The 21,969-nt window shown below is 68.5% G+C and carries 16 protein-coding genes and 3 tRNA genes; 8 read left to right on the top strand and 11 right to left on the bottom strand.

The annotated features are described in order from the left end of the window. Positions 1 to 126: 126 nt before the first annotated feature. From panM to BMY22_RS17455, 6 genes are all read left to right on the top strand, one after another. A complete protein-coding gene (gene panM / locus BMY22_RS17480) occupies positions 127 to 525 on the top strand; it encodes an aspartate 1-decarboxylase autocleavage activator PanM (protein ID WP_090624165.1) in 399 nt (132 codons plus the stop codon). A 74-nt stretch (positions 526 to 599) separates the two neighbouring features. Further along, positions 600 to 2,843: an AsmA family protein gene (locus BMY22_RS17475; RefSeq protein WP_090624163.1), complete on the top strand. Its 2,244-nt coding sequence runs from the start codon at positions 600 to 602 to the stop codon at positions 2,841 to 2,843. Then, a complete protein-coding gene (mutY, locus tag BMY22_RS17470) occupies positions 2,840 to 3,928 on the top strand; it encodes an A/G-specific adenine glycosylase (protein WP_090624161.1) in 1,089 nt (362 codons plus the stop codon). Before BMY22_RS17475 ends, mutY begins: the two co-directional genes overlap by 4 nt. After that, positions 3,925 to 4,197 carry an oxidative damage protection protein gene (locus BMY22_RS17465; protein WP_090624159.1) on the top strand — a complete coding sequence of 91 codons (273 nt, stop codon included), beginning with the start codon at positions 3,925 to 3,927 and terminating at the stop codon, positions 4,195 to 4,197. The genes mutY and BMY22_RS17465 overlap by 4 nt, the downstream gene beginning before the upstream one ends. A gap of 111 nt (positions 4,198 to 4,308) precedes the next feature. Continuing rightward, positions 4,309 to 4,384, top strand: a tRNA-Phe gene (locus tag BMY22_RS17460). 43 nt (positions 4,385 to 4,427) lie between these two features. After that, a tRNA-Phe gene (locus BMY22_RS17455) sits at positions 4,428 to 4,503 on the top strand. Positions 4,504 to 4,712: 209 nt separating this feature from the next. Here BMY22_RS17455 and cptA read toward each other — a convergent pair. From cptA to BMY22_RS17400, 11 genes are all read right to left on the bottom strand, one after another. Further along, positions 4,713 to 6,482, bottom strand: coding sequence for a phosphoethanolamine transferase CptA (cptA, locus tag BMY22_RS17450; RefSeq protein WP_090624157.1), 1,770 nt, complete (start codon positions 6,480 to 6,482; stop codon positions 4,713 to 4,715). A 167-nt stretch (positions 6,483 to 6,649) separates the two neighbouring features. Then, positions 6,650 to 7,153: a hydrogenase maturation protease gene (locus tag BMY22_RS17445; protein ID WP_090624155.1), complete on the bottom strand. Its 504-nt coding sequence runs from the start codon at positions 7,151 to 7,153 to the stop codon at positions 6,650 to 6,652. After that, positions 7,150 to 8,439 carry a Ni/Fe hydrogenase subunit alpha gene (locus tag BMY22_RS17440; protein WP_167363762.1) on the bottom strand — a complete coding sequence of 430 codons (1,290 nt, stop codon included), beginning with the start codon at positions 8,437 to 8,439 and terminating at the stop codon, positions 7,150 to 7,152. The genes BMY22_RS17445 and BMY22_RS17440 overlap by 4 nt, the downstream gene beginning before the upstream one ends. Beyond that, positions 8,429 to 9,199, bottom strand: a complete 771-nt coding sequence (locus BMY22_RS17435; RefSeq protein ID WP_090624153.1) for an NADH-quinone oxidoreductase subunit B family protein — start codon at positions 9,197 to 9,199, stop codon at positions 8,429 to 8,431. The genes BMY22_RS17440 and BMY22_RS17435 overlap by 11 nt, the downstream gene beginning before the upstream one ends. A gap of 1 nt (position 9,200) precedes the next feature. Continuing rightward, entirely contained in the window at positions 9,201 to 10,037 is an 837-nt protein-coding gene (locus BMY22_RS17430; protein WP_090624151.1) for an FAD/NAD(P)-binding protein, read from the bottom strand. 1 nt (position 10,038) lies between these two features. After that, positions 10,039 to 10,497, bottom strand: a complete 459-nt coding sequence (locus BMY22_RS17425) for a cyclic nucleotide-binding domain-containing protein (protein ID WP_090624149.1) — start codon at positions 10,495 to 10,497, stop codon at positions 10,039 to 10,041. Then, positions 10,484 to 11,644: a 4Fe-4S dicluster domain-containing protein gene (locus tag BMY22_RS17420; protein ID WP_090624148.1), complete on the bottom strand. Its 1,161-nt coding sequence runs from the start codon at positions 11,642 to 11,644 to the stop codon at positions 10,484 to 10,486. The genes BMY22_RS17425 and BMY22_RS17420 overlap by 14 nt, the downstream gene beginning before the upstream one ends. Before the next feature lie 32 nt (positions 11,645 to 11,676). Beyond that, positions 11,677 to 12,210, bottom strand: coding sequence for a DUF3617 domain-containing protein (locus BMY22_RS17415; protein ID WP_090624146.1), 534 nt, complete (start codon positions 12,208 to 12,210; stop codon positions 11,677 to 11,679). Between the two features lie 38 nt (positions 12,211 to 12,248). Then, positions 12,249 to 13,163, bottom strand: a complete 915-nt coding sequence (locus tag BMY22_RS17410; RefSeq protein ID WP_090624144.1) for a transglutaminase family protein — start codon at positions 13,161 to 13,163, stop codon at positions 12,249 to 12,251. Continuing rightward, positions 13,160 to 15,655, bottom strand: coding sequence for a circularly permuted type 2 ATP-grasp protein (locus BMY22_RS17405; protein WP_090624143.1), 2,496 nt, complete (start codon positions 15,653 to 15,655; stop codon positions 13,160 to 13,162). The genes BMY22_RS17410 and BMY22_RS17405 overlap by 4 nt, the downstream gene beginning before the upstream one ends. A gap of 115 nt (positions 15,656 to 15,770) precedes the next feature. Further along, complete coding sequence (locus tag BMY22_RS17400; RefSeq protein ID WP_090624141.1) at positions 15,771 to 19,127, bottom strand: transglutaminase family protein; 3,357 nt, start codon at positions 19,125 to 19,127, stop codon at positions 15,771 to 15,773. Between the two features lie 310 nt (positions 19,128 to 19,437). On the opposite strand from BMY22_RS17400, the gene BMY22_RS17395 reads away from it, so the two are divergent. Together BMY22_RS17395 and BMY22_RS17390 are read left to right on the top strand one after the other, a co-directional pair. Continuing rightward, a complete protein-coding gene (locus BMY22_RS17395; RefSeq protein ID WP_090624140.1) occupies positions 19,438 to 20,673 on the top strand; it encodes a methyltransferase in 1,236 nt (411 codons plus the stop codon). A 264-nt stretch (positions 20,674 to 20,937) separates the two neighbouring features. Beyond that, positions 20,938 to 21,013 (top strand) — tRNA-Thr (locus BMY22_RS17390). Positions 21,014 to 21,969 lie beyond the last annotated feature (956 nt).

Raw genomic sequence — 21,969 nt, 5'->3', positions numbered from 1 at the left:
AAAGGGCATCATTATAGGCGTAAACCCTGAGCCTGGATAAGCCGTCCGGCGCGGCCCGCCCGGTGCGCGGAAGGGCTTTGCTGGTTATCCTTGCCGCTCCAGCCAGCGACCAGGCCCCCGAAAACCATGCCCGTCCACGTCGAAACGCTCACCACCGCCAGCCCCCAGGACCGCCTCGACCTGGCGAAGATCTACGCCGATGCCCCCGACTGGCTGCTCGTCCCCCATGCCGATGCCGAGCAGTTGATCGCCGCCGGACTGGAAAGCGGCACGCTGATCGCCGGCCGCTTCAACGACCGTCTGCTCGGTGCCGCGCTGCTGGAGCGGAACGACGACCGCTGGCGGCTGTCGCACCTCTGCGTGCGCAAGATCACCCGCGGCCGCGGCGTCGGTCGCCGCCTGCTCGACGAGGCCCGGCGCCTCGCCGGGGCGGCCGGCAAGCCCCTGTACCTGGCGGCCCCCGCGGACCAGCTGGAAAGCCAGGTCCTGGCCGCCCGCACCCAGCTGCCGCTGGAACCCCTCTGAAGTCCGGCCGCCCCGACGGGCCGCTATACTCGGCGGCCTATATCCCTCGCGAAAACCCCACAAGGACCCCGCCCATGAAAGCGCTCGGCAAAATCCTTGGCCTGCTCGCCCTCGGGCTGCTGCTGATCGTCGTGGCCCTCGGCTTCGCCCTTACCCAGCTGTTCGATCCCAACGACTACAAAGACGAGATCCGCCAGCTCGCCCGCGACAAGGCCAACCTGGAACTGACCCTGAATGGCGACATCGGCTGGAGCCTGTTTCCCTGGCTCGGCCTGCAGCTGCAGCAGACCAGCGTGGCCAGCACCCGTACCCCCGACCAGCCCATCGCCGATCTGGAGATGATCGGCCTCTCGGTGCGGGTGCTGCCGCTGCTGCGCCGGGAAATCCAGATGAGCGACATCCGCATCGACGGCCTCGAGCTGCGCCTGCGCCGCGACGAACAGGGCCACGGCAACTGGGAAGACCTTGGCCACCCAGCCCGGGCCAAGCAGCCGGAACAACCGAAGGTGGCCAGCGGGGAAACCGCGCCGCCGTCCAAGGCCCCGACCACCCCGGCCGACAGCCCTGCCCGGGCGCTGCGCCTGGACATCGACAGTCTGACGCTGAACAACGCCCGGGTGGACTACCAGGACGCGCGCAGCGGACAGAAATTCAGCGCCGAAAGCATCCAGTTCAACAGCGGCGCGATCCGCCCGGACAGCGACATTCCTCTCAAGCTGAGCGCCTTCCTCGGCAGCAACCAGCCGGTTCTGCGCGCGCGCACCGAGCTCGAGGGCGTGCTGCGCTTCGACCCCGCTCTCCAGCGCTTCCAGCTGGGCAACGTCCGGCTGTCCGGCGAGGCCTCGGGCGAACCGCTCAAGGGCAAGACCCTGAACTTCGCTGCCCAGGGCGAACTGCTCGCCGACCTGACCGCCCAGGTGGCCGAGTGGAACGGCCTGAAACTGACCGCCAACCAGCTGCGCGCCATCGGCGAGCTGAAAGTGCGCGAGCTGGGCAAGACCCCGCAACTGAGCGGCGGCCTGTCCATCGCCCCGTTCAACCCGCGCGAATTCCTCGCCGGCCTCGGCCAGGATCTGCCGGCGACGGCCGATCCCGCCAGCCTGACCCGCCTCGAGCTGAGCACCCAACTGAGCGGCACGCCGAGCGCCGCGGCCTTCGAGAAGCTCGACCTGAAGCTGGACGACAGCCAGTTCACCGGCCGCATCGCCGTCGCCGACCTCGCCCGCCGGGCCCTGCGCGTGCAGCTCAAAGGCGACCGACTGGACCTCGACCGCTATCTGGCGCCCAAAAGCGCCCAAGACAAACAAGAGACCGCCGGCGCCGCCCGCCAGGCGGAAGTCAAGGGCGCCGTGGCCACGGCCGTCCAGAACAGCGACACCCCGCTGCCCACCGCCCCCACCCAGCAGGCCTGGAGCGAAGAACCGGTGCTGCCGATCGACGCCCTGCGCAAGCTGGACCTGCAGGCCGAACTCGACGTCGGCCAGTTGACCCTCGACCGCCTGCCGATCGGCAATGCCCACCTGCAGGCCGCAGCCAAGGACGGTCTGCTGACCCTGCAGAGCCTGCGCGGCGAACTCTTCGACGGCAACTTCGACGCGCAGGCCCGCCTCGATGCCCGTCCGTCCGTCCCCGTGCTCAGCCTGCAAAAGCACCTCAGCCGGATACCGGTGGAGAAATTCATCAAGACCGAGGGCAAGGAACAACCGCCGATCAAGGGCCTGCTCGACCTGAACGCCGACCTGGAAACCCGCGGCAACAGCCAGAAGGCCTGGATCGAGGGACTCAACGGCACGGCCAGCTTCGCCCTCCACGACGGCGTGCTGCCCGACGCCAACCTCGAACAGCAGCTCTGCCTGGCCATCGCCACCCTCAACCGCAAGGGGCTGAACAACCCGCCCGGCGCCAAGGACACCCCCTTCGAGGAACTCAAGGGGAGCCTCAACTTCACCAACGGCGTCGCCAGCAATCCCGATCTCAAGGCGCGTATCCCCGGCCTGACGGTCAACGGCAACGGCGATCTGGACCTGCGCGTGCTCGGCATGGACTACCGCGTCGGCGTGATCGTCGAAGGCGACCGGCGCGAGATGCCCGACGCCGCTTGCCAGGTCAACGAGCGCTACGTCGGCCTGGAGTGGCCGATCCGTTGCCGCGGCCCGCTGGAACTGGGCGCCAAGGCCTGCCGCCTGGATCGCGACGGGGTTGGCAAGATCGCCGCCACCCTGGCCGGCGAGAAGCTCGACAAGAAACTCGAGGAGAAGCTCGGCGACAAGGTCAGCCCGGAACTCAAGGAGACACTGAAGGGGCTGTTCAAGCGATGAGCCCCGAGCAGTTCAACAGCGCCGTGCTCGACTGGTACGACCGCCACGGCCGCAAGGACCTGCCCTGGCAGCAGGACATCAGCCCTTACCGGGTATGGGTCTCGGAAATCATGCTGCAGCAGACCCAGGTCGCTACCGTGCTCGACTACTACGAGCGCTTCATGGCCGCATTGCCCACGGTGGAGGTGCTGGCCGCAGCCCCCGAGGACGAAGTGCTGCACCTGTGGACCGGGCTCGGCTACTACAGCCGCGCACGCAACCTGCACAAGACCGCGCAGATCGTCGTCGCCGAGCACGGGGGCGAGTTTCCCCGCTCGCCGGAGGCGCTCGCCGAACTGCCCGGTATCGGCCGCTCCACCGCCGGCGCCATCGCCAGCCTGAGCATGGGCCTGCGCGCACCGATCCTCGACGGCAACGTCAAGCGCGTGCTGGCCCGCTACCTGGCCGAGGACGGCTATCCCGGCGAACCCCAGGCGGCGAAACACCTGTGGGCGGCCGCCGAGCGCTTTACCCCGCAGGTCCGGGTCGGCCACTACACCCAGGCGATGATGGACCTCGGCGCCACCCTCTGCACCCGTACCCGCCCGACCTGCCTGCTCTGCCCGCTGCAGGCCGGCTGCCGCGCCCATCTGCTCGGCCGCGAGACGGACTACCCGACGCCCAAGCCGCGCCGGGAATTGCCGCGCAAGCGTACCCTGATGCCGCTGCTGGCCAGCCGCGACGGCGCCATCCTGCTCTACCGGCGCCCGTCCAGCGGACTCTGGGGCGGACTCTGGAGCCTGCCGGAGCTGGACGACATCAACGCCCTCGACCCGCTCGCCGCCCGCCACGCCCTGCACCTCGGCGAGCGCCGCGCACTGCCGGGCCTGACCCACACCTTCAGCCATTTCCAGCTGGCCATCGAGCCCTGGCTGGTGGCGGTGGAGAACGCCGCCCCCGCCGTGGCCGAGGCCGACTGGCTCTGGTATAACCTCGCCGCTCCGCCGCGCCTGGGCCTCGCCGCCCCGGTGAAGAAGCTGCTCAAACGCGCCCAGGCCGAACTGCAGACTCCGGCGGACCCGCCGACCTCGAGGAGAACCCCATGACCCGCACCGTGCACTGCCGCAAATACAAAGAGGAACTGCCCGGCCTCGACCGCCCGCCCTATCCGGGCCCCAAAGGCGAGGACATCTACCGGAACGTCTCGAAACAGGCCTGGGACGAGTGGCAGAAGCACCAGACCATGCTGATCAACGAACGCCGGCTGAATATGATGAACGCCGAGGATCGCAAGTTCCTGCAGAGCGAGATGGACAAGTTCCTCTCCGGCGAGGAATACGCCCTGGCCGAGGGCTACGTGCAGCCGAAGGAGTGAGCCGCCGACTCGGCCCGCCACCCCCGCGCTAACCGCTTAAAAAAACTAATTTTTTCGCCGGCTGCATGTTGACGCTCCGGCGGGAAAAACGGTTTAATGCCGGCCGTTGTTGCCCAGGTAGCTCAGTCGGTAGAGCAGGGGATTGAAAATCCCCGTGTCGGCGGTTCGATTCCGTCCCTGGGCACCACTCCTCCCCCGAGTGGTGTTGCCCACGTCAGCGACGACCATTAGCCCAGGTAGCTCAGTCGGTAGAGCAGGGGATTGAAAATCCCCGTGTCGGCGGTTCGATTCCGTCCCTGGGCACCATATCCTGCTTTCAGGCGGCTCACATCGCCCAAAGCCAACAAAAAACCGGCCATCGAGCCGGTTTTTTGTTGGCTGCGATTTCCTCCAGGCCAATCGCCAAGGGAGTGCTCGGGCAACTCCCGAGCCGCCCATGGCACCATCGAAGCTTGACGCCCCCCCGGACGAACCGCCCTACCCGCCTCCGAGAGGCGGGCGGGCAGGAAGGAGCCCTACAGCGGCTGCCCTTTGCCCTTGCGCTCCTGCTGGACCAGCTCGGAGCCTTGGTCGGCGGGTTTCTTGGGCTTGACCAGACTGAAGTCGATCAGGCTCTTCGGCTGCCCCGGATTGCCGATCAGCAGCGGACGCTCCCGGAATTCGGCGCTCACCAGGCTCTTGCTTGCGTCGAACTCGTCGAAGCGCAGGCCGGCCAGGTCCGCCCAGGTGTGGATGAAGTGCGAGCTGCTGTAGGGACGGTGCAGGCTGGCGGCGAAATCCCGTGCCTGCTGCGCTTGCCACTTCGGCGAGTTCCACAGGATGAAGGGCACGGTGTACATCGGACCGGTCGGTGCAGCCTCGTTGCGGCCAAGCACCTCGGGATCGGGCGCGTCGAACACCGCCTCGCCATGGTCGGCCAGGTAGAGCAGGAAGCCGTTGGGGTCGGTGGCGCGGAAGCGCTCGATCAGCGAGGACACCACGTAGTCGTTGTACAGCACGGCATTGTCGTAGCTGTTGTAGGTCGGCAACTGGTCGTCGGTGACGCTGGCCGGCACGCCGCTGCGGTCGGTGAAGCGCTCGAACTCATCCGGGTAGCGGTACTTGTAACGCATGTGGGCGCCCAGCAGGTGCACCACCACGAACTTGCGCGGCGCGTCGTCGGCCAGCACCCGGGCGAACGGATCGAGCACGCTGCCGTCGTACTGACGGGCGTTCTGGTCGCGGTTGTTGTTCAGGTAGAACTGCTCGTCCGCCTGCTTGGAGAAGGTGGTGAGCATGGTGTTGCGCTTGGTGATGGTCTGCTGGTTGGTGATCCAGTAGGTCTTGTAGCCGGCCTGCTTCATCACGCTGACCAGCGAGGGCGTGGTCAGGTAGAGGTTCGGGTGCTCCTGGTCGGCGAAGGTCAGCACCTGCTGCAGCGCCTCGATGGTGTAGGGGCGCGGGGTGACCACGTTGTCGAACACCTGCAACTCGCCACGCAGCTTGTCGAGGTTGGGCGTGGTCGGCCGCGAATAGCCGTAGAGACTCAGACGTTGGCGGTTGGTCGACTCGCCGATGACCAGCACCAGGGTCGAAGGCTGCCCGGCATGGGCATCGACCAGGTTCTTCAGTGGCGGAATCTGCTCGCGGCTGGCCAGCAGGTCCTCCATGTTCCCCAGTTGCCGACGGTACTGGTGATAGCCGACCACCAACTGCCAGGGCGAGGCCGCCTCGATGCGCTTCTCGAAGTCCTCCAGCGCCGTCTGGAACTGCTCGTGCTTGAGGAGCTGGCGCGCCGCCGGATAGCCGACGGAACAGGTGAACAGCAGCAGGCTGGCGACCAGCGCCGCCCGACGCGGCAGGTACACCGGGCGCACCTTGCGCCACAGCAGCCAGCCGCCCAGGCCGTAGGCGGCCGCGGCGAGCACGACCGACCAGGAAAAGTAATGCCCCAGATACTCGCTCGCCTCGTTCACGTTCGACTCGAACATGATGAAGATGACGCTCTGCGAGAACTCCTGGCCATACACCAGGAAATAGCCGAAGCCGGCCAGCGAACACAGCCAGAGCACGGCGCCGATTGCTCCCGCCAGCAGCTTCGCCCGACCGGGGAACAGCAGCAGCGGCACCAGCCACAGGGCGCTGGCCAGGAAAGCCTGGCGAAAACCGCTGAAGCCGGCGACGCCCGACGCCCAGATCAACGCTTGAGTGACACCCGAGAAATACCAGAAGAACAGAAACATCCAGCCAAGCCCGGCCCAGTCGATAGCACTACGCCCGGCGACTGTAGATTTCGTCGTTGCCATGAATTCCTCGATTGCTGCGTACCGATGCCAGGGTTGCCCCAGCTTGGCGCGGACTATGCCGCAGCCGCAGTGAAAACTTCGTCAAGGGGAGGCATGGCAAAACGCCATGCAAGCCCCGGCAAACAAAGGAGAAAGCGTCTGTCGCCAGATGGGAAAACGCGGCAGCGTCAGGGGCCGGCAACCCCTGCCGTCGGTCGGAGGAGCCGGCCGACTTCGGCGAGGATGCGTTCGGCGGTCTCGGCCACGGCGGCGGCGACCGCGGTGCTCAACGCGGTGCCGCCCGTGAAACGACACCCCTCCACCGCATAGACCACGATCCGCGGCGGTGCAAGGCCAAGGACGCGGGCCAACTCGACCGCCTCGGCCAGGCCGAAGCCGTGGCTGGAGGCGAGCGAAAGCTCCCGCGTCAGCTCGTCGGTCGCCAGATCGAGCCGGCGGATGCGCCCCGGCTCGCCCAGCGGGGCCGCGGCATCCACGCAGACCAGCGCCACGACGCCGGCCCAGTCCTCGATCAGCCCCAGCAGGTCGCCGCGGCGGACCAGCAAGGCGACCCCGGGAGGCAGCCGGCCCTCCAGCCGGGCGGCGACGGCCGGGCCGATGCCGTCGTCGCCGCGGTCCGGATTGCCCAAGGCGATCACCAGCACCCGGCCTGCAGCGTCGACGCCACTCATCCGCGGTGCAGCGACAGCTTGAGGAAGTGGGTTGCGCAGGAGATGCACGGATCGTGGTTGCGGATGCTCAGTTCGCAACGCTCGCGGATCAGCGCCTCGGGCTGGTCGAGGAGCGGCGTGGCGACGGCCTCGAGGTCCGCCTCGATGCTCGGCTGGTTCTGCGCGGTGGGCGGGACGATGCGCACCCGCTCGAGCGAACCGTCGGCGGCCAGATCGTAGCGGTGCCAGAGAGTGCCCCGCGGCGCCTCGGTGCAGCCGAAGCCGGTGCCCGAGCGCGGCTCGACCGGCACGGCGGCGACGGCCGGCGGCTGGTAGGCGGCGATGATCCGCAGCGCCTCCTCGCAGGCGTAGAGGATTTCCAGAGCGCGCACCACGATGCTCTGGAACGGATTGCGGCACACCGGACCGAGCCCGGCCTCGCGGGCGAGTGCCTGGATATGTTCCGGCAGCCGGTCGAAGTTCAGCGCATAGCGCGCCAGCGGCCCGACCAGGTAGGCGCCGCGCCGCTTGAGCAGCGAATGCAGCGCCGTCGAGTGCAGCACCTGGCGCTCCTCGAACTCCGTCTCGTAGTCGGCGATGTCGATGTCGAGGCTGCGACTGGAGACCAGCCGCCCCTCGTTGAGGGGATATTCGTGCGGATGGCGCAGCGCGACGAACTCGTAGTCCCGTTCGAGCGGCGGGAAGGGAAAGCCCGCCACCCAGCGCACCAGCTCGACGGCGCGGTCGCGGGCCTGGCGGAGCTGCTCGGCCAACGGCGCCAGCTCGGCACGACTCGGCACGCGGTAGAAGCCGCCGACCCGGACGTTGACCGGATGGATCTCGCGTCCGCCGAGCACACGCATCAGGGCGTTGCCGGCCTTCTTCAGGGCCAGGGCGCTGCGCACCCGCTCGCCGTGCTCGGCCGCCATACGGATCGCGTCGGGAAAGCCGAGAAAATCCGGGGCATGCAGCATGACCACATGCAGCGCATGGCTTTCGATCCACTCGCCGCAGTAGAGCAGCCGACGCAGCGCCCGCAACTGCCCCTCGACCCGCACGCCGAAGGCATTCTCCAGGGCATGCACGGCCGTCATCTGGTAGGCCACCGGGCAGATGCCGCAGATCCGCGCCACGATGTCCGGGGTTTCGGCGAAGCCGCGGCCGCGCAGGAGGGCCTCGAAGAAGCGCGGCGGCTCGAAGATGCCGAGCCGCGCCGCGGTGACCTGGCCACTCTCGATGTGCAGATCGAGAGAGCCCTCGCCTTCGACGCGGGCCATGTAGTCGACCTTGATCCTTTTAGTCGTCATGGGCCTCGCCCTCCTCGCGAAACGCCGGCGCCCAGGCGTTGAAGGTGTGGAAGGCGCGCCGGATGTCCCGCGGCGCGGCGCCCAGGGCCGTCCATTCGCGGGCCAGCGCTTCGGTGTTCGGCGTCTCCATCGGCCCGTAGCAGCCGTAGCAGCCGCGCCGGTAGCTCGGACAGAGGGCGCCGCAGCCGGCATGGGTCACCGGGCCGAGACAGGGCGTGCCCTGTACCATCACGCAGACCGTGCCGCGCTGCTTGCACTCGATGCACACACTGTGGGCGGCGATCGCCGGCTTGCGTCCGGCGAGAAAGGCCGAGATCACCTCCAGCAATTGCGCCTTGTTGATCGGACAGCCGCGCAGCTCGAAATCCACCGGGACGTGGGCGGAGATCGGCGTCGAGGTCGCCAGGGTCTCGATGTACTGTGGCGAAGCGTAGACGGCGGCGACGAAGTCGTTCACGTCGGCGAAGTTGCGCAACGCCTGGATGCCGCCGGCGGTGGCGCAGGCGCCGATGGTGACGAGGAATTTCGATTGCCGGCGCACCTTGCGGATGCGTTCGGCGTCGTGGGCCGTGGTGATCGAGCCCTCCACCAGCGAGAGGTCGTAGGGGCCGCCCTCCATGGCGCTGGAAGCCTCGGCAAAGTTGGCGATCTGCACCGCCTCGGCGAGCAGCAGGAGCTCGTCCTCGCAATCGAGCAGGGACAGCTGGCAGCCGTCGCAGGAGGCGAACTTCCAGACCGCGAGACGCGGGCGTCGGTTCATCTCAGATCTCCGGCACGGCGAGGATCTCGGCGATGCGCTCGAGGCTCATCACCGGCCCGTCCTTGCAGACGAAGGACGGGCCGAACTGGCAGTGGCCGCACAGACCGATGGCGCATTTCATGTTGCGCTCCAGGGACAGGTGGATGCGTCCGGCCTTGATCCCCGCCGCGAGCAGCGCGTTGGCCGCGAAGCGCATCATCACCTCCGGCCCGCAGACCAACGCCAGCGTGTCCTGAGGGTCGAAATCCGCCCGGGGGATCAGTGCCGGCACCACGCCGACATGACCCCGCCAGCCGGCGTCGGCATGGTCGACGGTCACCCGTACCTCGAGGTCGGAACGCTGCCGCCAGCGCTCCAGCTCGCGGCGATAGAGGATCTCGGCGGGGCTGCGGCTGCCGACCAGGATGACCACCCGGCCATAGCGCTCGCGCCTGGCCAGGATCGCGTAAATCGCCGGACGCAGCGGCGCCAGGCCGAGTCCGCCGGCGACGACCAGCACGTCCGCGCCCTCGGCCGCCGCCAGCGGCCAGCCGCGCCCGAAGGGGCCGCGCACGCCGACGGTCGCCCCGGGTTCGAGCCCGGCCAGCGCGCCGCTGACCGCGCCGACATGGCGCACGGTATGCACGAAGGTCGCCCGGCTGGCCGGGTCGCCGCTCAGGCTGATCGCAGCCTCGCCGACGCCGAACGCGTAGAGCATGTTGAACTGCCCGGGCGCGAAGGCCGGGCAGGCACCGGCCAGCGGCGCGAGCTCCAGGGTCACGGTGCCGGCCAGTTCGCGGCGCCGGCGCTCGACGCGGTAGGGCTGCGGCAGGAAGGGATCGGCGAGCGCTACCGGCATGTCAGCGCTTTCCATAGACGTCGAGAATCTGCAGCCGGGTGGCCTGCAGGCGCTCCACCAGGATCGGCAAAAAGCGCTTCATCATCTCGTAGCCGAGGTGATGGTCCGCCTCGCACTTGCCGCGCAGGCAGGCCGCATCGATGCCGATCGCCCGGGTGAGCTCCACGGCGCGGGCGGCGAACCGCCAGCGGTACGGTGGGAGCAGCCAGGAGGCACCGACGATCTCGCCCTCGCCGAGGGTGGCGAAGGCCACCGGCGGACGCCCCGGCTCGACCAGCTCGAGGGCCACCCGGCCGTGGCGGATGAGGAAGAACGCATCCGCCGGATCGCCCTCGCGGAACAGGTACTCGCCCGCCGCGAAGCGCTGGTTGCGCGCGCAGCCGGCGACCAGCCGGCCGTGCTCGGCGGCGAAGCCGGCGAAGAAGGGGTGCCGGCCGAGGATCTCCTCAATGCCCTCCATGATCTTCCCCCCTGGGTTCCGGCAAGGTTGCCCGGATCGCCGCCGCTTCTTCGGTGATGTCGATGCCCACCGGGCACCAGGTGATGCAGCGCCCGCAGCCGACGCAGCCGGACGTGCCGAACTGGTCGATCCAGCTGGCCAGCTTGTGGGTCATCCACTGGCGATAACGCGCCCTGGCGCTCTGCCGCACGCTGCCGCCGTGGAGGTAGGAAAAATCCAGGGTGAAGCAGGAGTCCCACTTGCGCACCCGCTCGGCGGAGCTGCCGGCCAGATCGCCGCGATCCTCCACGGTGGTGCAGAAGCAGGTCGGGCAGACCATGGTGCAGTTGGCGCAGCTCAGGCAGCGCTCGGCGACTTCGCTCCAGCGCGGATGCTCGGGATTGTCCTGCAGCAGCTCCTTCAGCCCGGCGGTATCCAGGCGGCGCCCCATCTGGCTGGCGGTGCGCGCGACCACCGCCGCGGCCGCCGCCCGCTCGGCGTCCGCCGCCGCTCGCCGCGGCAGGCCGGTCAGCAGTTCTTCGCCCGCCGCGCTGCCGACCTCGACCAGAAACGCGTGGCGGGTTTCGTCGATCAGCTCGGTCAGCGCCAGGTCGAAGCCGTCCTCGGCCTGCGGCCCGCAGTCCATGGAGGCGCAGAAGCAGGTGTCGCCGGCCTCGGCGCAATTGACCGCGACGATGAAGGCGTCGCGCCGGCGCTCCGCATAGCCCGGCTCCGGGTAGGGACCTTCGCAGAACACCCGGTCCTGGATGGCGATGGCGTGGAGTTCGCAGGCGCGCACGCCAAGGAAGGCGTAGCGGGGCGACGGCCCGGCAGCCGTGCTGAAGAGCAGACCGCCCTCCCCCTGCTGCGCCCGCCACAGGGTCTCGACCGGCGGATGCAGGAAGCGTTTCCACGACTGAGGCCCGACGGCGAAGCCGAACAGCGCCTCGTCGGCGCGGCGCTCCAGGCGATAGCGGCCGGGTGCCTGGCGATCCGTCCAGCCGGCCGGCAGGTCGGCCAGCCCGGCGATCTCGTCGTAGAGGATCGCCCCGTCGCGCAACACCGGCCCGAGCACCTGGTAGCCGCGGGCGGCGAGCGCCGCGATGAGGGCCTGCAGCCCGTCGCGGTCGAGGATTGCGCAGGTTCTTGTCGTCGGCAGAGCGTCCATTCTCCAAGCCTCCTCGCAATGTTTTTGGGGGGTTAACGATTCCCCTGGCTGGCCTCGAGCCCGCCACAGTCGTCGCCCACCCAGCGGGCATGGGACTCCATGTGGGTGACTCCGCTCTTGCCGGCGGTGACGATGTTCACCACGGTGGTGAACTCGCGCTCGCTGGCGAAACGGGTCTCGCCCTCGCCCTGGGAGTCCGGGCAGTGGAAACGGAACTTCCAGAGCTGTTCGCTGCGCTCGGTCACCTCCTGGTTGCAGCCGGGGCGATCGTCCTGGAACGGCAGCGCCTGAGACTTGACCTGCTCCGCGCTCAGGCAGGCACGCACGCCCTTGTCGCCCATCTGGAGGCCCTGCTGGGTCAGCATGTCCTCCATCGCCTTGCGCTGTTCGGGCGGCAGCTTCTGCATCTGCGCCATGACTTCCTGCATGTTGGGGATCGGCTGGCCGCCCGCCACCACGCCCTTGGACTCGAACTCCCAGAGGCCGGGGAGGATGTCCAGGGCCTGTGCCGGCAGCGCGGATGCCGCCAGGCAGGCGGTGACAAACAAGGATAGCGGGGATTTCATGGAAAACTCCTGGTCGAAGGGCCGCGTGCGGCCCGCGATCAAAGTGCGTGCTTCTCGGCCTCGGCCAGGGGCATGACGGTAACGCTCACCTCCGGGTCGTGGCGGCCGCCGCCGAGGATCACCCCGCGCAACGGCGAAACGTCGGCGAAGTCGCGCCCCCAGGCCAGGGTGACGTGCTCCAGGGCCGGGCGGATGTTGTTGGTCGGATCGAAGTCGACCCACCCTTGGCGCGGGCAGTAGACCGAAACCCAGGCGTGGGAGGCGTCGGCGCCGATCATCCGGGGCTGGCCGGGCGGCGGGCGGGTCAGCAGGTAGCCGCTGACGTAGCGCGCCGCCAGACCGCGCGAGCGCAGGCAGGCGAGCATCAGGTGGGCGAAGTCCTGGCAGACCCCGCGGCGATCCTTCAGCACCTGCTTGAGGGGCGTGGCCACCTGGGTGGCGGAGGCATCGAAGGTGAACTCGCGGAAGATCTTCTCCATCAGCGCCTGTACCGCCAGCAGCAGCGGGCGCCCGGGCACGAAGCAGTCGTCGGCGAAGGCGGAGAAGGTCTGCTCGAGGAGCACGTAGGGCGAGTCGAAGCGGAAGCGCGCCGCCTCCAGCTGCGCGGCGCCCAGCGGCCGGCCGCTGTAGGTCAGGCCCAGGCAGACCTGCTCCCAGGTCGGCGAGTCGGCCAGGTCGAAGTTCGGGCGCGGCAGCACTTCCACCTGCAGCCGGGCGCGCACCTCCAGCTCGTGGTGGGGCCGCTCGAAGGCCAGGCGGGTCAGCGGATTGCCGAACGCGTCGAGATCGTCGACCCGCCGGGTCGGCGGCGGGCCGATGGTCAGCTCGCGGCTGCGGCAGCGCTGCCAGGGGCAGTCGCGCGGCCACAGATGGGCCATCTGCTGGGCCAGGGACACCGGCGCCGAATAGCGGTAACGGGTGGCGTGGACGATCCGGTACTGGGCAGTGTTCATCGCGACTGGGTCCGCTGGCTGGCGTCGACATGCACGAAAAAGCGCAGGCCGAGATGATCGGAAAGCCGTCCCCCCTCTGCGGCGACCTCGCACAGCAGGTCGGCCAGCTCGTTCAGCGCGGCGGGGTTGTCGGGGTAGGCGAAGGGGTTGTACTCCAGGCGCCCCAGGTCGAAGGCGGCCAGGCGGTCGTGCATGGCCTGCAGGTCCGGCCCCGCGGACATTTCGAAGCTCTCGCCCAGGCGGCGCAGGGAGCTGCGCAGCACATGCAGCTGGTAGAGCACCGCATGAGGGTTCTGCTGGTCGAGCAGGAGCAGGTCGAGCAGCGGGATCAGTTGCGCCGTGGCCAGGTAGCGGGTGCGGTAGGTGATGCTGCTGTTGCCCAGTTCGAGCAACCAGGCCAGCGCCGCCTGGTCGTGCACGGCACGGCCGCGGAGGAAGCCGGCGATGCTCTTGGCGAGGAACTGCAGGCGCTCGATGCGACAGCCGATCAGCAGGAACAGCCAGCCGTGGTCGCGGGTCATGTCGTCGAGGACGAAGCCGGAGAGGGCCGCCATGGAGACCAGCTGGCTGTCGAGGAAGTCCAGCAGCTCGCCCAGGTCGGCCTCCTCGTTGTCCAGGCACTGCGCGGCGCGCTGCAGCTCGAGCAGGGCCTGCCAGTTCTGCTGGGACAGCTTGCCGCGCACGCTGGCGGCCGCCATGTGCAGGTACTGCAGATTGTTGCGCAGGCTGGCCGGCCAGTCCTTGCCCAGCACGGCACGGCGCAGCCGCCCCTCCAGGTCGCAGTCGCAGCTGGGTTTGGGCAGCAGGCCGAGGCCTTCGGCCACGGCCAGCGCGGCCTGCAGGGCCTGCGGGTCGTTGGCGTCGTCGACATAGCCGGCCAGCATGATGCGCAGCAGGCGCGCGTTATCCTCGCAGCGCTCGCTGTAGCGGCCGAACCAGTAGAGGTTCTCCACCACCCGCGACGGCAGGTAGGGGTCGCTGCGCACGATGTCGGCCACCCCCAGCGGACGCACCCACTGCCAGGGCTCGCTGGCGGCATGCCGTCCGCCGAGCACCCAGGTGTCCTTGCTCGCCCCGCCGCGCTGCATCGACAGCACCTCGGCGTTGGCATGGGCCGCGACCCGGGTCAGACCGCCTGGCATCACCCGGTAGCCGTCGGCGCTGGCCACGGCGAACACCCGCATGCCGATCGGCCGCGCCTCCAGCTTGCCGCGCTCGCCCTGCCACACCGGCGCCCGCGACAGCTGCGGACGCTCCAGGCCGACATAGGCATAGGGACGCTGGCGCAGGCGCTCGGCCAGCGCCGCACGCTGCTTCGCATCCAGGTCGGGGCCGAACAGCGGATCGAAGTGCCGAGCCGGATAGGCCGAGCGGATCATCAGGTGCGGCAGTTTCTTGAGCACCGCCTGCAGTACCGGCGGCTCGCCGCACCACCAGCTGGCGATGGACGGCAGCAGCAGTTCCTCGCCGAACAGCTTGCGGCTGATCGCCGGCAGGAAGCCGGGCAGCCCCGGCGACTCCAGCACGCCGCTGCCGAGGGCGTTGGCCACCAGCACCCGCCCTTCGCGGACCGCCTCGAGCAGGCCGGGCACGCCGAGGGCCGAGTCGGTGCGCAGCTCCAGCGGATCGCAGTAGTCGTCGTCGAGGCGGCGCAGCAGCGCGTGGACACGCTTCAGCCCGTCGAGGGTCTTGAGGTAGACGGTGGCGTCGCGCACCGTCAGGTCGCTGCCCTCGACCAGCGGATAGCCCAGTTGGCGGGCCAGGTAGAGGTGCTCGAAGTAGCTCTCGTTGAATCGCCCGGGGGTCAGCAGGACCACCAGCGGCGTTTCGCCGTTGGTCGGCGCCTCGCGCGCCAGGGTCTCGCGCAGGGTATGGAAGTAGCCGGCCACGTACTGCACGCGCAGGTCGCGATACAGATCGGGAAAGGCGCGCGAGACGAACTGGCGGTTCTCCAGCGCGTAACCGGCGCCGGAGGGTGCCTGGGTGCGGTCGGCGGTGACCCACCAGCGGCCGTCCGGCGCCCGCGCCAGGTCCACCGCGTAGACGTGCAGCCAGGTCCCGCCCGGCGGCTGGATGCCCTGGCAGGGCCAGAGGAAGTTGCTGTGGCCGAACACCAGATCGGTCGGCAGCAGGCCCTCGGCGAGCAGCCGCTGCGGCCCGTAGATGTCGGCCAGCACGGCGTTGAGCAGCGTCGCGCGCTGCGCCACGCCCTCGGCGAGCTGCTGCCATTCCTCGGCGGGGATGATGTTGGGCAACAGATCCAGTTCCCAGGGGCGGTCGGCACCCTCGGGATCGGCATAGACGTTGTAGGTCACCCCGTTTTCCTGGATCTGCCGGGTCAGCAAGGCCTGGCGCTGGCGCAGCTGCGCCGGCGTGAAGCGCTGCAGGAAAGTGAACATCGGCTGCCAGTGCGGACGCACCTTGCCGCTGGCGTCGAAAAGCTCATGGTAGGTCGCGGCGTCGCGCGGAATGTCGGCAAACAGATCGGACATGGGTGACTCGAAATCAGGGGGTTGCGCATCGCGCTCCCCTCCCCGGCGGGAACGGCCCGGCAGCGGAATCCGGACGGACTCCCTTGCAGGCCATCCCGCCGGAGCGGAAGGACGCTCAGCGGCGACGCAGGTCCAGGGTCATCGGCATCTCCCTGTTCTCGACCGGCGCGGCAGGCACCAGTTTGCCCGGTGTGTGGCCGATACGGAAGAAGCGCGCGAGGCGCCGGCTTTCCGCCTCATAGGCGTTGATCGGCAATTGCTCGTGGCTGAGCCCGCCCGGATGGGCCACATGATACTGGCAACCGCCCAGCGAACGCTGCATCCAGGTGTCCACCAGGTCGAACACCAGCGGCGCGTGCACGCCGATGTTCGGATGCAGGCTGGAGGACGGCTGCCAGGCGCGATAGCGCACGCCGCCGACGAACTCGCCGACCGTGCCGGTCGGACGCAGCGGTACCGGCAGGCCGTTGCAGGTCAGTACGTAGCGGTCCTGGGCCATGCCGGTGACGCTCACCTGCAGGCGCTCCAGCGAGGAATCCACGTAACGCGCGGTGCCGCCGGCGCCACCCTCCTCGCCCATCACGTGCCAGGGCTCCAGCGCCTGGCGCAGTTCCAGCGCCATGCCCTGCACCGCGAAGTCGCCGACTTTCGGGAAGCGGAACTCGAAGTGCGGCGCGAACCACTCCGAACGCAGCGGATAGCCGTACTGCTCCATCTCGTAGACCACGTCGTGGAAATCCTGGGCAACGAAATGCGGCAGCATGAAGCGGTCGTGCAGCTCGGTACCCCAGCGCACCAGACGCTGCGGCCGGTACGGCTCGTCCCAGAAGCGCGCGATCAGCGCGCGCAGCAGCAGCTGCTGGGCCAGGCTCATCTGCGCGTGCGGCGGCATCTCGAAGGCGCGGAATTCGAGCAGGCCGAGCCGTCCGGTGGCGCTGTCCGGCGAGTACATCTTGTCGATGCAGAACTCGGCGCGGTGGGTGTTGCCGCTGACGTCGATCAGCAGGTTGCGCAGCAGGCGGTCGACCAGCCACGGCGGACAGGGGGTGCCCGGCTCGGGCATCTGCTGGAAGGCGATCTCCAGCTCGTAGAGCGAGTCGTTGCGCGCCTCGTCGACCCTCGGCGCCTGCGAGGTCGGGCCGATGAACAGGCCGGAGAACAGGTAAGACAGCGACGGGTGGTTTTGCCAGTAGCTGATCAGGCTGCGCAGCAGGTCGGGACGGCGCAGGAACGGCGAGTCGGCCGGCGTGGCGCCGCCGAGGACGAAGTGGTTGCCGCCGCCGGTACCGACGTGGCGGCCGTCGAGCATGAACTTCTCGCTGGACAAGCGCGACTGGCGGGCCGCCTCGTAGAGAAAATCGGTGCGCTCGACCAGTTCGTCCCAGCTCTCCGCCGGATGGATGTTCACCTCGATCACGCCGGGGTCGGGAGTGACGCGGAAATGCCGCGTGCGCGGGTCGGCCGGCGGCTCGTAGCCCTCCAGCAGCACCGGGCAGTTCAGCTCGCGGGCGGTCGACTCGATGGCCGCGACCAGCTCCAGATAGTCCTCCAGGCGCTCCAGCGGCGGCATGAAGAGGTACAGGCGACCGTCACGCGGTTCGGCGCACAGTGCGGTGCGCACGATGCCGGCCGCCGACGCGAAGGGCGCCGGCGCCGTCTCGTCACGAGCCCCCTCGCCTCGACCACCCTCGCCCAGCCCGGCCGCACCGCTACCCGCCGCCGCGCCGCCGCCCGGCTGGCCGGCGTGCGGCGCCGCACGCAACTGCTGGAGAATCCGCTGCCGGCTCGGCAGCGGCGGGAAGGGCTGGTTGGGATCTTGCGCATGCACGTAGGGCTGGTCCATTTCCCTAGCCCAGGGCAGCGAGTCCAGCGGCAGGCGATAGCCCAGCGGCGAATCGCCGGGCATCAGCCGGCAGTGCTCGTCGCGCAGGAACCAGGAGCCGGTCAGCCAGCGGCTGCCGTCATGGCTGCGCATCAGCGGCAGGACGTGCCCGACCGCGTGGTCCAGACCGTACTGGAAGACCCGCCGCAGGCGCTCGCGCTCCATCGGATCGGCCAGCCGCGCATCCTCCGGGGTGACGTTCTCCGGCAGGCGGCGTTCGCGCCAGAGGTAGTACAGCCAGTCCTCGTAGGCCGGGAAGAAATGCTCGCCGGAGATGCCGAGGTAGCTGCAGAGGGTCTCGAGGAAACGCGCGCCCAGCCGGGCGTCGGCTCCGTAGCTGCGGGTTTCGTCGGCACACAGGGCCGGGTCCTGCCAGATCGGCTCGCCGTCCTTGCGCCAGAAGCAGTTGAGCGACCAGCGCGGCAGCTGCTCGCCCGGATACCACTTGCCCTGGCCGAAGTGCGTCAGCCCCCCGGGGGCGTAGTGCGTGCGCAGGCGATGGAACAGGTCGGCGGCCAGGCGGCGCTTGTTCGGCCCCATGGCCTCGGTGTTCCACTCGGGGTCGTCCGGGTAGTCGATGGCGACGAAGGTCGGCTCGCCGCCCATGGTCAGGCGCACGTCGCTGCGCACCAAGTCGGCATCGACCCGGTGGCCGAGTTCGAGGATCGCCCGCCACTGCTCCTCGCTGTAGGGCTTGGTCACCCGCGGCGCTTCCCAGATGCGCTCGATGCGCATCTCGTGGGAGAAGTCGCACTCGCACTCGTCGACCAGGCCGCTGATCGGCGCCGCCGAGGACGGCTCCGGGCTGCACGCCAGCGGAATGTGTCCCTCGCCGGCGAACAGGCCGCTGGTCGGATCGAGACCGACCCAGCCGGCACCCGGCAGGTACACCTCGCACCAGGCATGCAGGTCGGTGAAGTCCACTTCGGTGCCGCTGGGGCCGTCCAGGGACTTCACGTCGGGCTTGAGCTGGATCAGGTAGCCGGAAACGAAGCGAGCCGCCAGGCCCACGTGGCGCAGCAGCTGCACCAGCAGCCAGGCCGTGTCGCGACAGGAGCCGGAGGCCTTCTCCAGGGTTTCCTCGGGCGTCTGCACCCCCGGCTCCATGCGGATCAGGTAACGCACGTCGCGCGACAGGCGCTGGTTCAGCGCGACCAGAAAGTCCTGGGTGCGGGTCGGCGCGCGGTCGATGCTGGCCAGATAGCGGGCGAACAGCGGAGTGGCCGGCAGGGCCGACCGGTAGGCCGACAACTCGCGCTGCTCGCCCTCGGTGTAATCGAAGGGAACCTTTTCGGCATAGGGCTCGAGGAAAAAGTCGAAGGGGTTGATCACCGCCATCTCGGCGACCAGATCGACCTCGACCCTCAGCTCGCGGGTCTTCTCCGGGAACACCAGGCGCGCCAGGTAGTTGCCCTGGGGGTCCTGCTGCCAGTTGATGAAATGCTCGCCCGGCGTGACCTTCAGCGCATACGAGAGAATGCGGGTACGGCTTTGGGGGGCCGGGCGCAGACGCACGATCTGCGGCCCCACGTTGACCAGCCGGTCGTAGCGGTAATGGGTGACATGGTGCAAAGCGACATGGATCGACAAGGCGGGCCTCCTGCGTGGCCAGAGCGATGACAGATTCAAAGATGTTAGCAACTCTTGTACCTACATCTTTGTGTCACCGCGCGGGGACTTTACGCCCCGTTTTAGGTCTGCGCGCGACAAAACAGTGCCTTGCGTGAGCCAAAAAAGTGCATAGCCACGCTTCGTGCCCGTTCTCCGCGGAAACCGACAGGAGTCTATCAGGCGTCCGGAGCCCCGCACCGGCCTCCCGACGAAGGTACTTGCCCCGTCCGTGCCGCCCGCCGGAATCCCCCCGCTATAATCGCCGCCCCAGCCGAGCCACTCACGAACGATGCCAGACGCCCTCCCCCTCAGCGGCCCGCGATTGCTCGAACGCTTCCGCGCCCTCGACGACTTCCTGCTCGCCCACCAGGAACTCTGGCGACCGCGGCCGTTCAACCTTATGCAGCTGCCCTGGGAAGCAAGGCACCCCGCGCTGGCCAACTGGTTGCGCCGGCGCTCGCTGGAGGATGCCGAAGCCGCCCACAACCATCCCGAGCGCCTTGCCGCCCCCGAGCCCTTCGCCGGCCTGGCTGTCGCCTCGGCTGCACTGAGCGAGACCGGCGAGCTGCCTGCCCAGGCGCAGAGCAGAGCGCCGGAGCGCTTTGCGGTGGACGTCCCGGGACGCAAGTGGCAGCAGATCCAGCACTTCGCCAGCCGCCTGCAGTTCGGCGCCAAGCCCCGTCACTGGCTGGACTGGTGCTCCGGCAAGGGCCATCTCGGCCGCGCCCTGGCCCACGACGGTACGTCGCTGACCTGCCTGGAATACGACCGCGACCTGGTCGCGGCCGGCCAGGCGCTCAGCGATCGCCTCGCACTGGCGGCCCACCACCGCCTGCAGGACGTGCTCGCCACCGATGCCGCCGGCCAGCTCGACGCCAGCCACACCCCGGTGGCCCTGCACGCCTGCGGCGAGCTCCATGTGCGCCTGCTGCAACTGGCCAGCGCCGCCGGCTGCCGGCAGCTGGCGGTGGCGCCCTGCTGCTACAACCGCATCGACAGCACGGACTACCGGCCGCTGTCCGCCGCCGCCCGAGCCTCGGAACTGCAGCTGTCCCGCGAGGACCTGCGCCTGCCGCTCAGCGAAACCGTCACCGCCAGCGCCCGGGTGCGCCGCCAGCGCGACCAGTCGATGGCCCGCCGCCTGGCCTTCGACCTGCTGCAGCGGGAACTGCGCAGCATCGACACCTACCTGCCGACCCCCTCGCTGCCCACCGACTGGCTGCAAAAATCTTTCGCCGACTACTGCCGCGATCTCGCCGCCCTCAAAGGCCTCCCCACCCCCGCGCCGCGCCACTGGCCGGCGCTGGAAGCCCTGGGCTGGCAACGCCTAGCCGAAGTGCGCAACCTGGAGCTGCTGCGCGCCCTCTTCCGCCGCCCGCTGGAACTCTGGCTGCTGCTCGACCGCGCACTGTACCTGGAGGAGCAGGGCTACCAGGTTCGCCTGGGCCGCTTCTGCAGCACCCTCCTGACCCCACGCAACCACCTGCTGCTGGCCGAGCGCGTTACCCACAATGCCTGTGGATAACTGTGTTGATGGTTCCCGAACAACCGCTTCCGAAGCCCACAGTAGGCGCTGTCCGGATGATCGGTTGCTTTTTGAGCAAAAACAAAAATCCAATAAAAACAAGCACTTGATTGCGCGACTAATTGTCGCATCACAATTTTATCAAGAAGCTTGCCAAGCTTCCCCAATGTGAATAAACGCAACGGCAACCCGCCGCCGCCCTGCCTTCCGGAATCCAGACGGTTTACTCGCAAGGCCAAATAGCTATAATGGCCGCCCCTCCTTGCCGGTATAGCTCAGCAGGTAGAGCAACTGACTTGTAATCAGTAGGTCCCGGGTTCGATTCCTGGTGCCGGCACCATATAAATCAACGACTTAGGCTCGCAGCGATGCGGGCCTTTGTTGTCTTGGCCTTTTTGCAGGCAAATTTTCCCCATTCGCTCCCCCGTTTCGCGATTGAGCCTCCCCACTTTTCCCGCCTCTCTCCGTTCGCCGCCGCCAGAGCGACACGCCCTGCCGGCACGGATGATCGCCGCCACTCCCCCACCTCGGGTGGTGGTCAGCAGAGAGCCCCAGATCAGGGCGCTCTCCAGTGATCGGTCAGCAGAATCGGTAGCCGCCGCTCGACTGCTCGTTCTACCCCTAACCATCGACGTGCCTCGCGCTCGCGCACGTATTTCGGGCAGGCGGCCCCGGTCCCGACGCCCAAGGCTTCGGCGCAGGCAACGTGGCGATTGATGTCCTTCTTCGATTGACGAGCGAGTCATGATTCAGACTTGCCCGGTACTGGCCGGCTCTGGAATGTACAAGCCGCACAAGCCAGCAGATCGGCACCAGCCCGGTGCATGGCCTTCAGCGGCTCAGGGTCGGGATGTGGTGGAAGCACCGGCGAGCCGAAAACTCCGGCTTACCGCGCGGCTCGAGACTTTCCCCGCGGCAGGGGCAAGGTCCAGGGTCCCCGGCTCGGCTGGCCCCAAGTGCGGCAGCTACTGCCAGAGTGGCCTCTGCGAGAGATTGCTGAGCTGCTTTTCTTCGGCACAAACAAAAACGGCGAGGGGTTAGCCTCGCCGCTTTGTGTCATCACCAAATCCCTGGCGTCGATCCCTAGCAGCCTCCATCGATCCTTCGATGTCGGTGTGTAGGTGAATCTACTCGGACGGCCGCCTTGAGCCAATTGGGAAAGCTCTCGATCTCTTGTAGGTCATGGCTTACAGGGAGGCGCCTAGTGTTATGACACATCTAAATCTGCGTCATGCATAATGTCGGCATGGAACATTACAGAATCATCCTCAGTCCTCAAGAAAGAGCGCGGTTGCA

Source organism: Azotobacter beijerinckii (assembly GCF_900110885.1).
Classification (GTDB): domain Bacteria; phylum Pseudomonadota; class Gammaproteobacteria; order Pseudomonadales; family Pseudomonadaceae; genus Azotobacter; species Azotobacter beijerinckii.
This window is presented reverse-complemented; position numbering and strand designations above follow the sequence as displayed.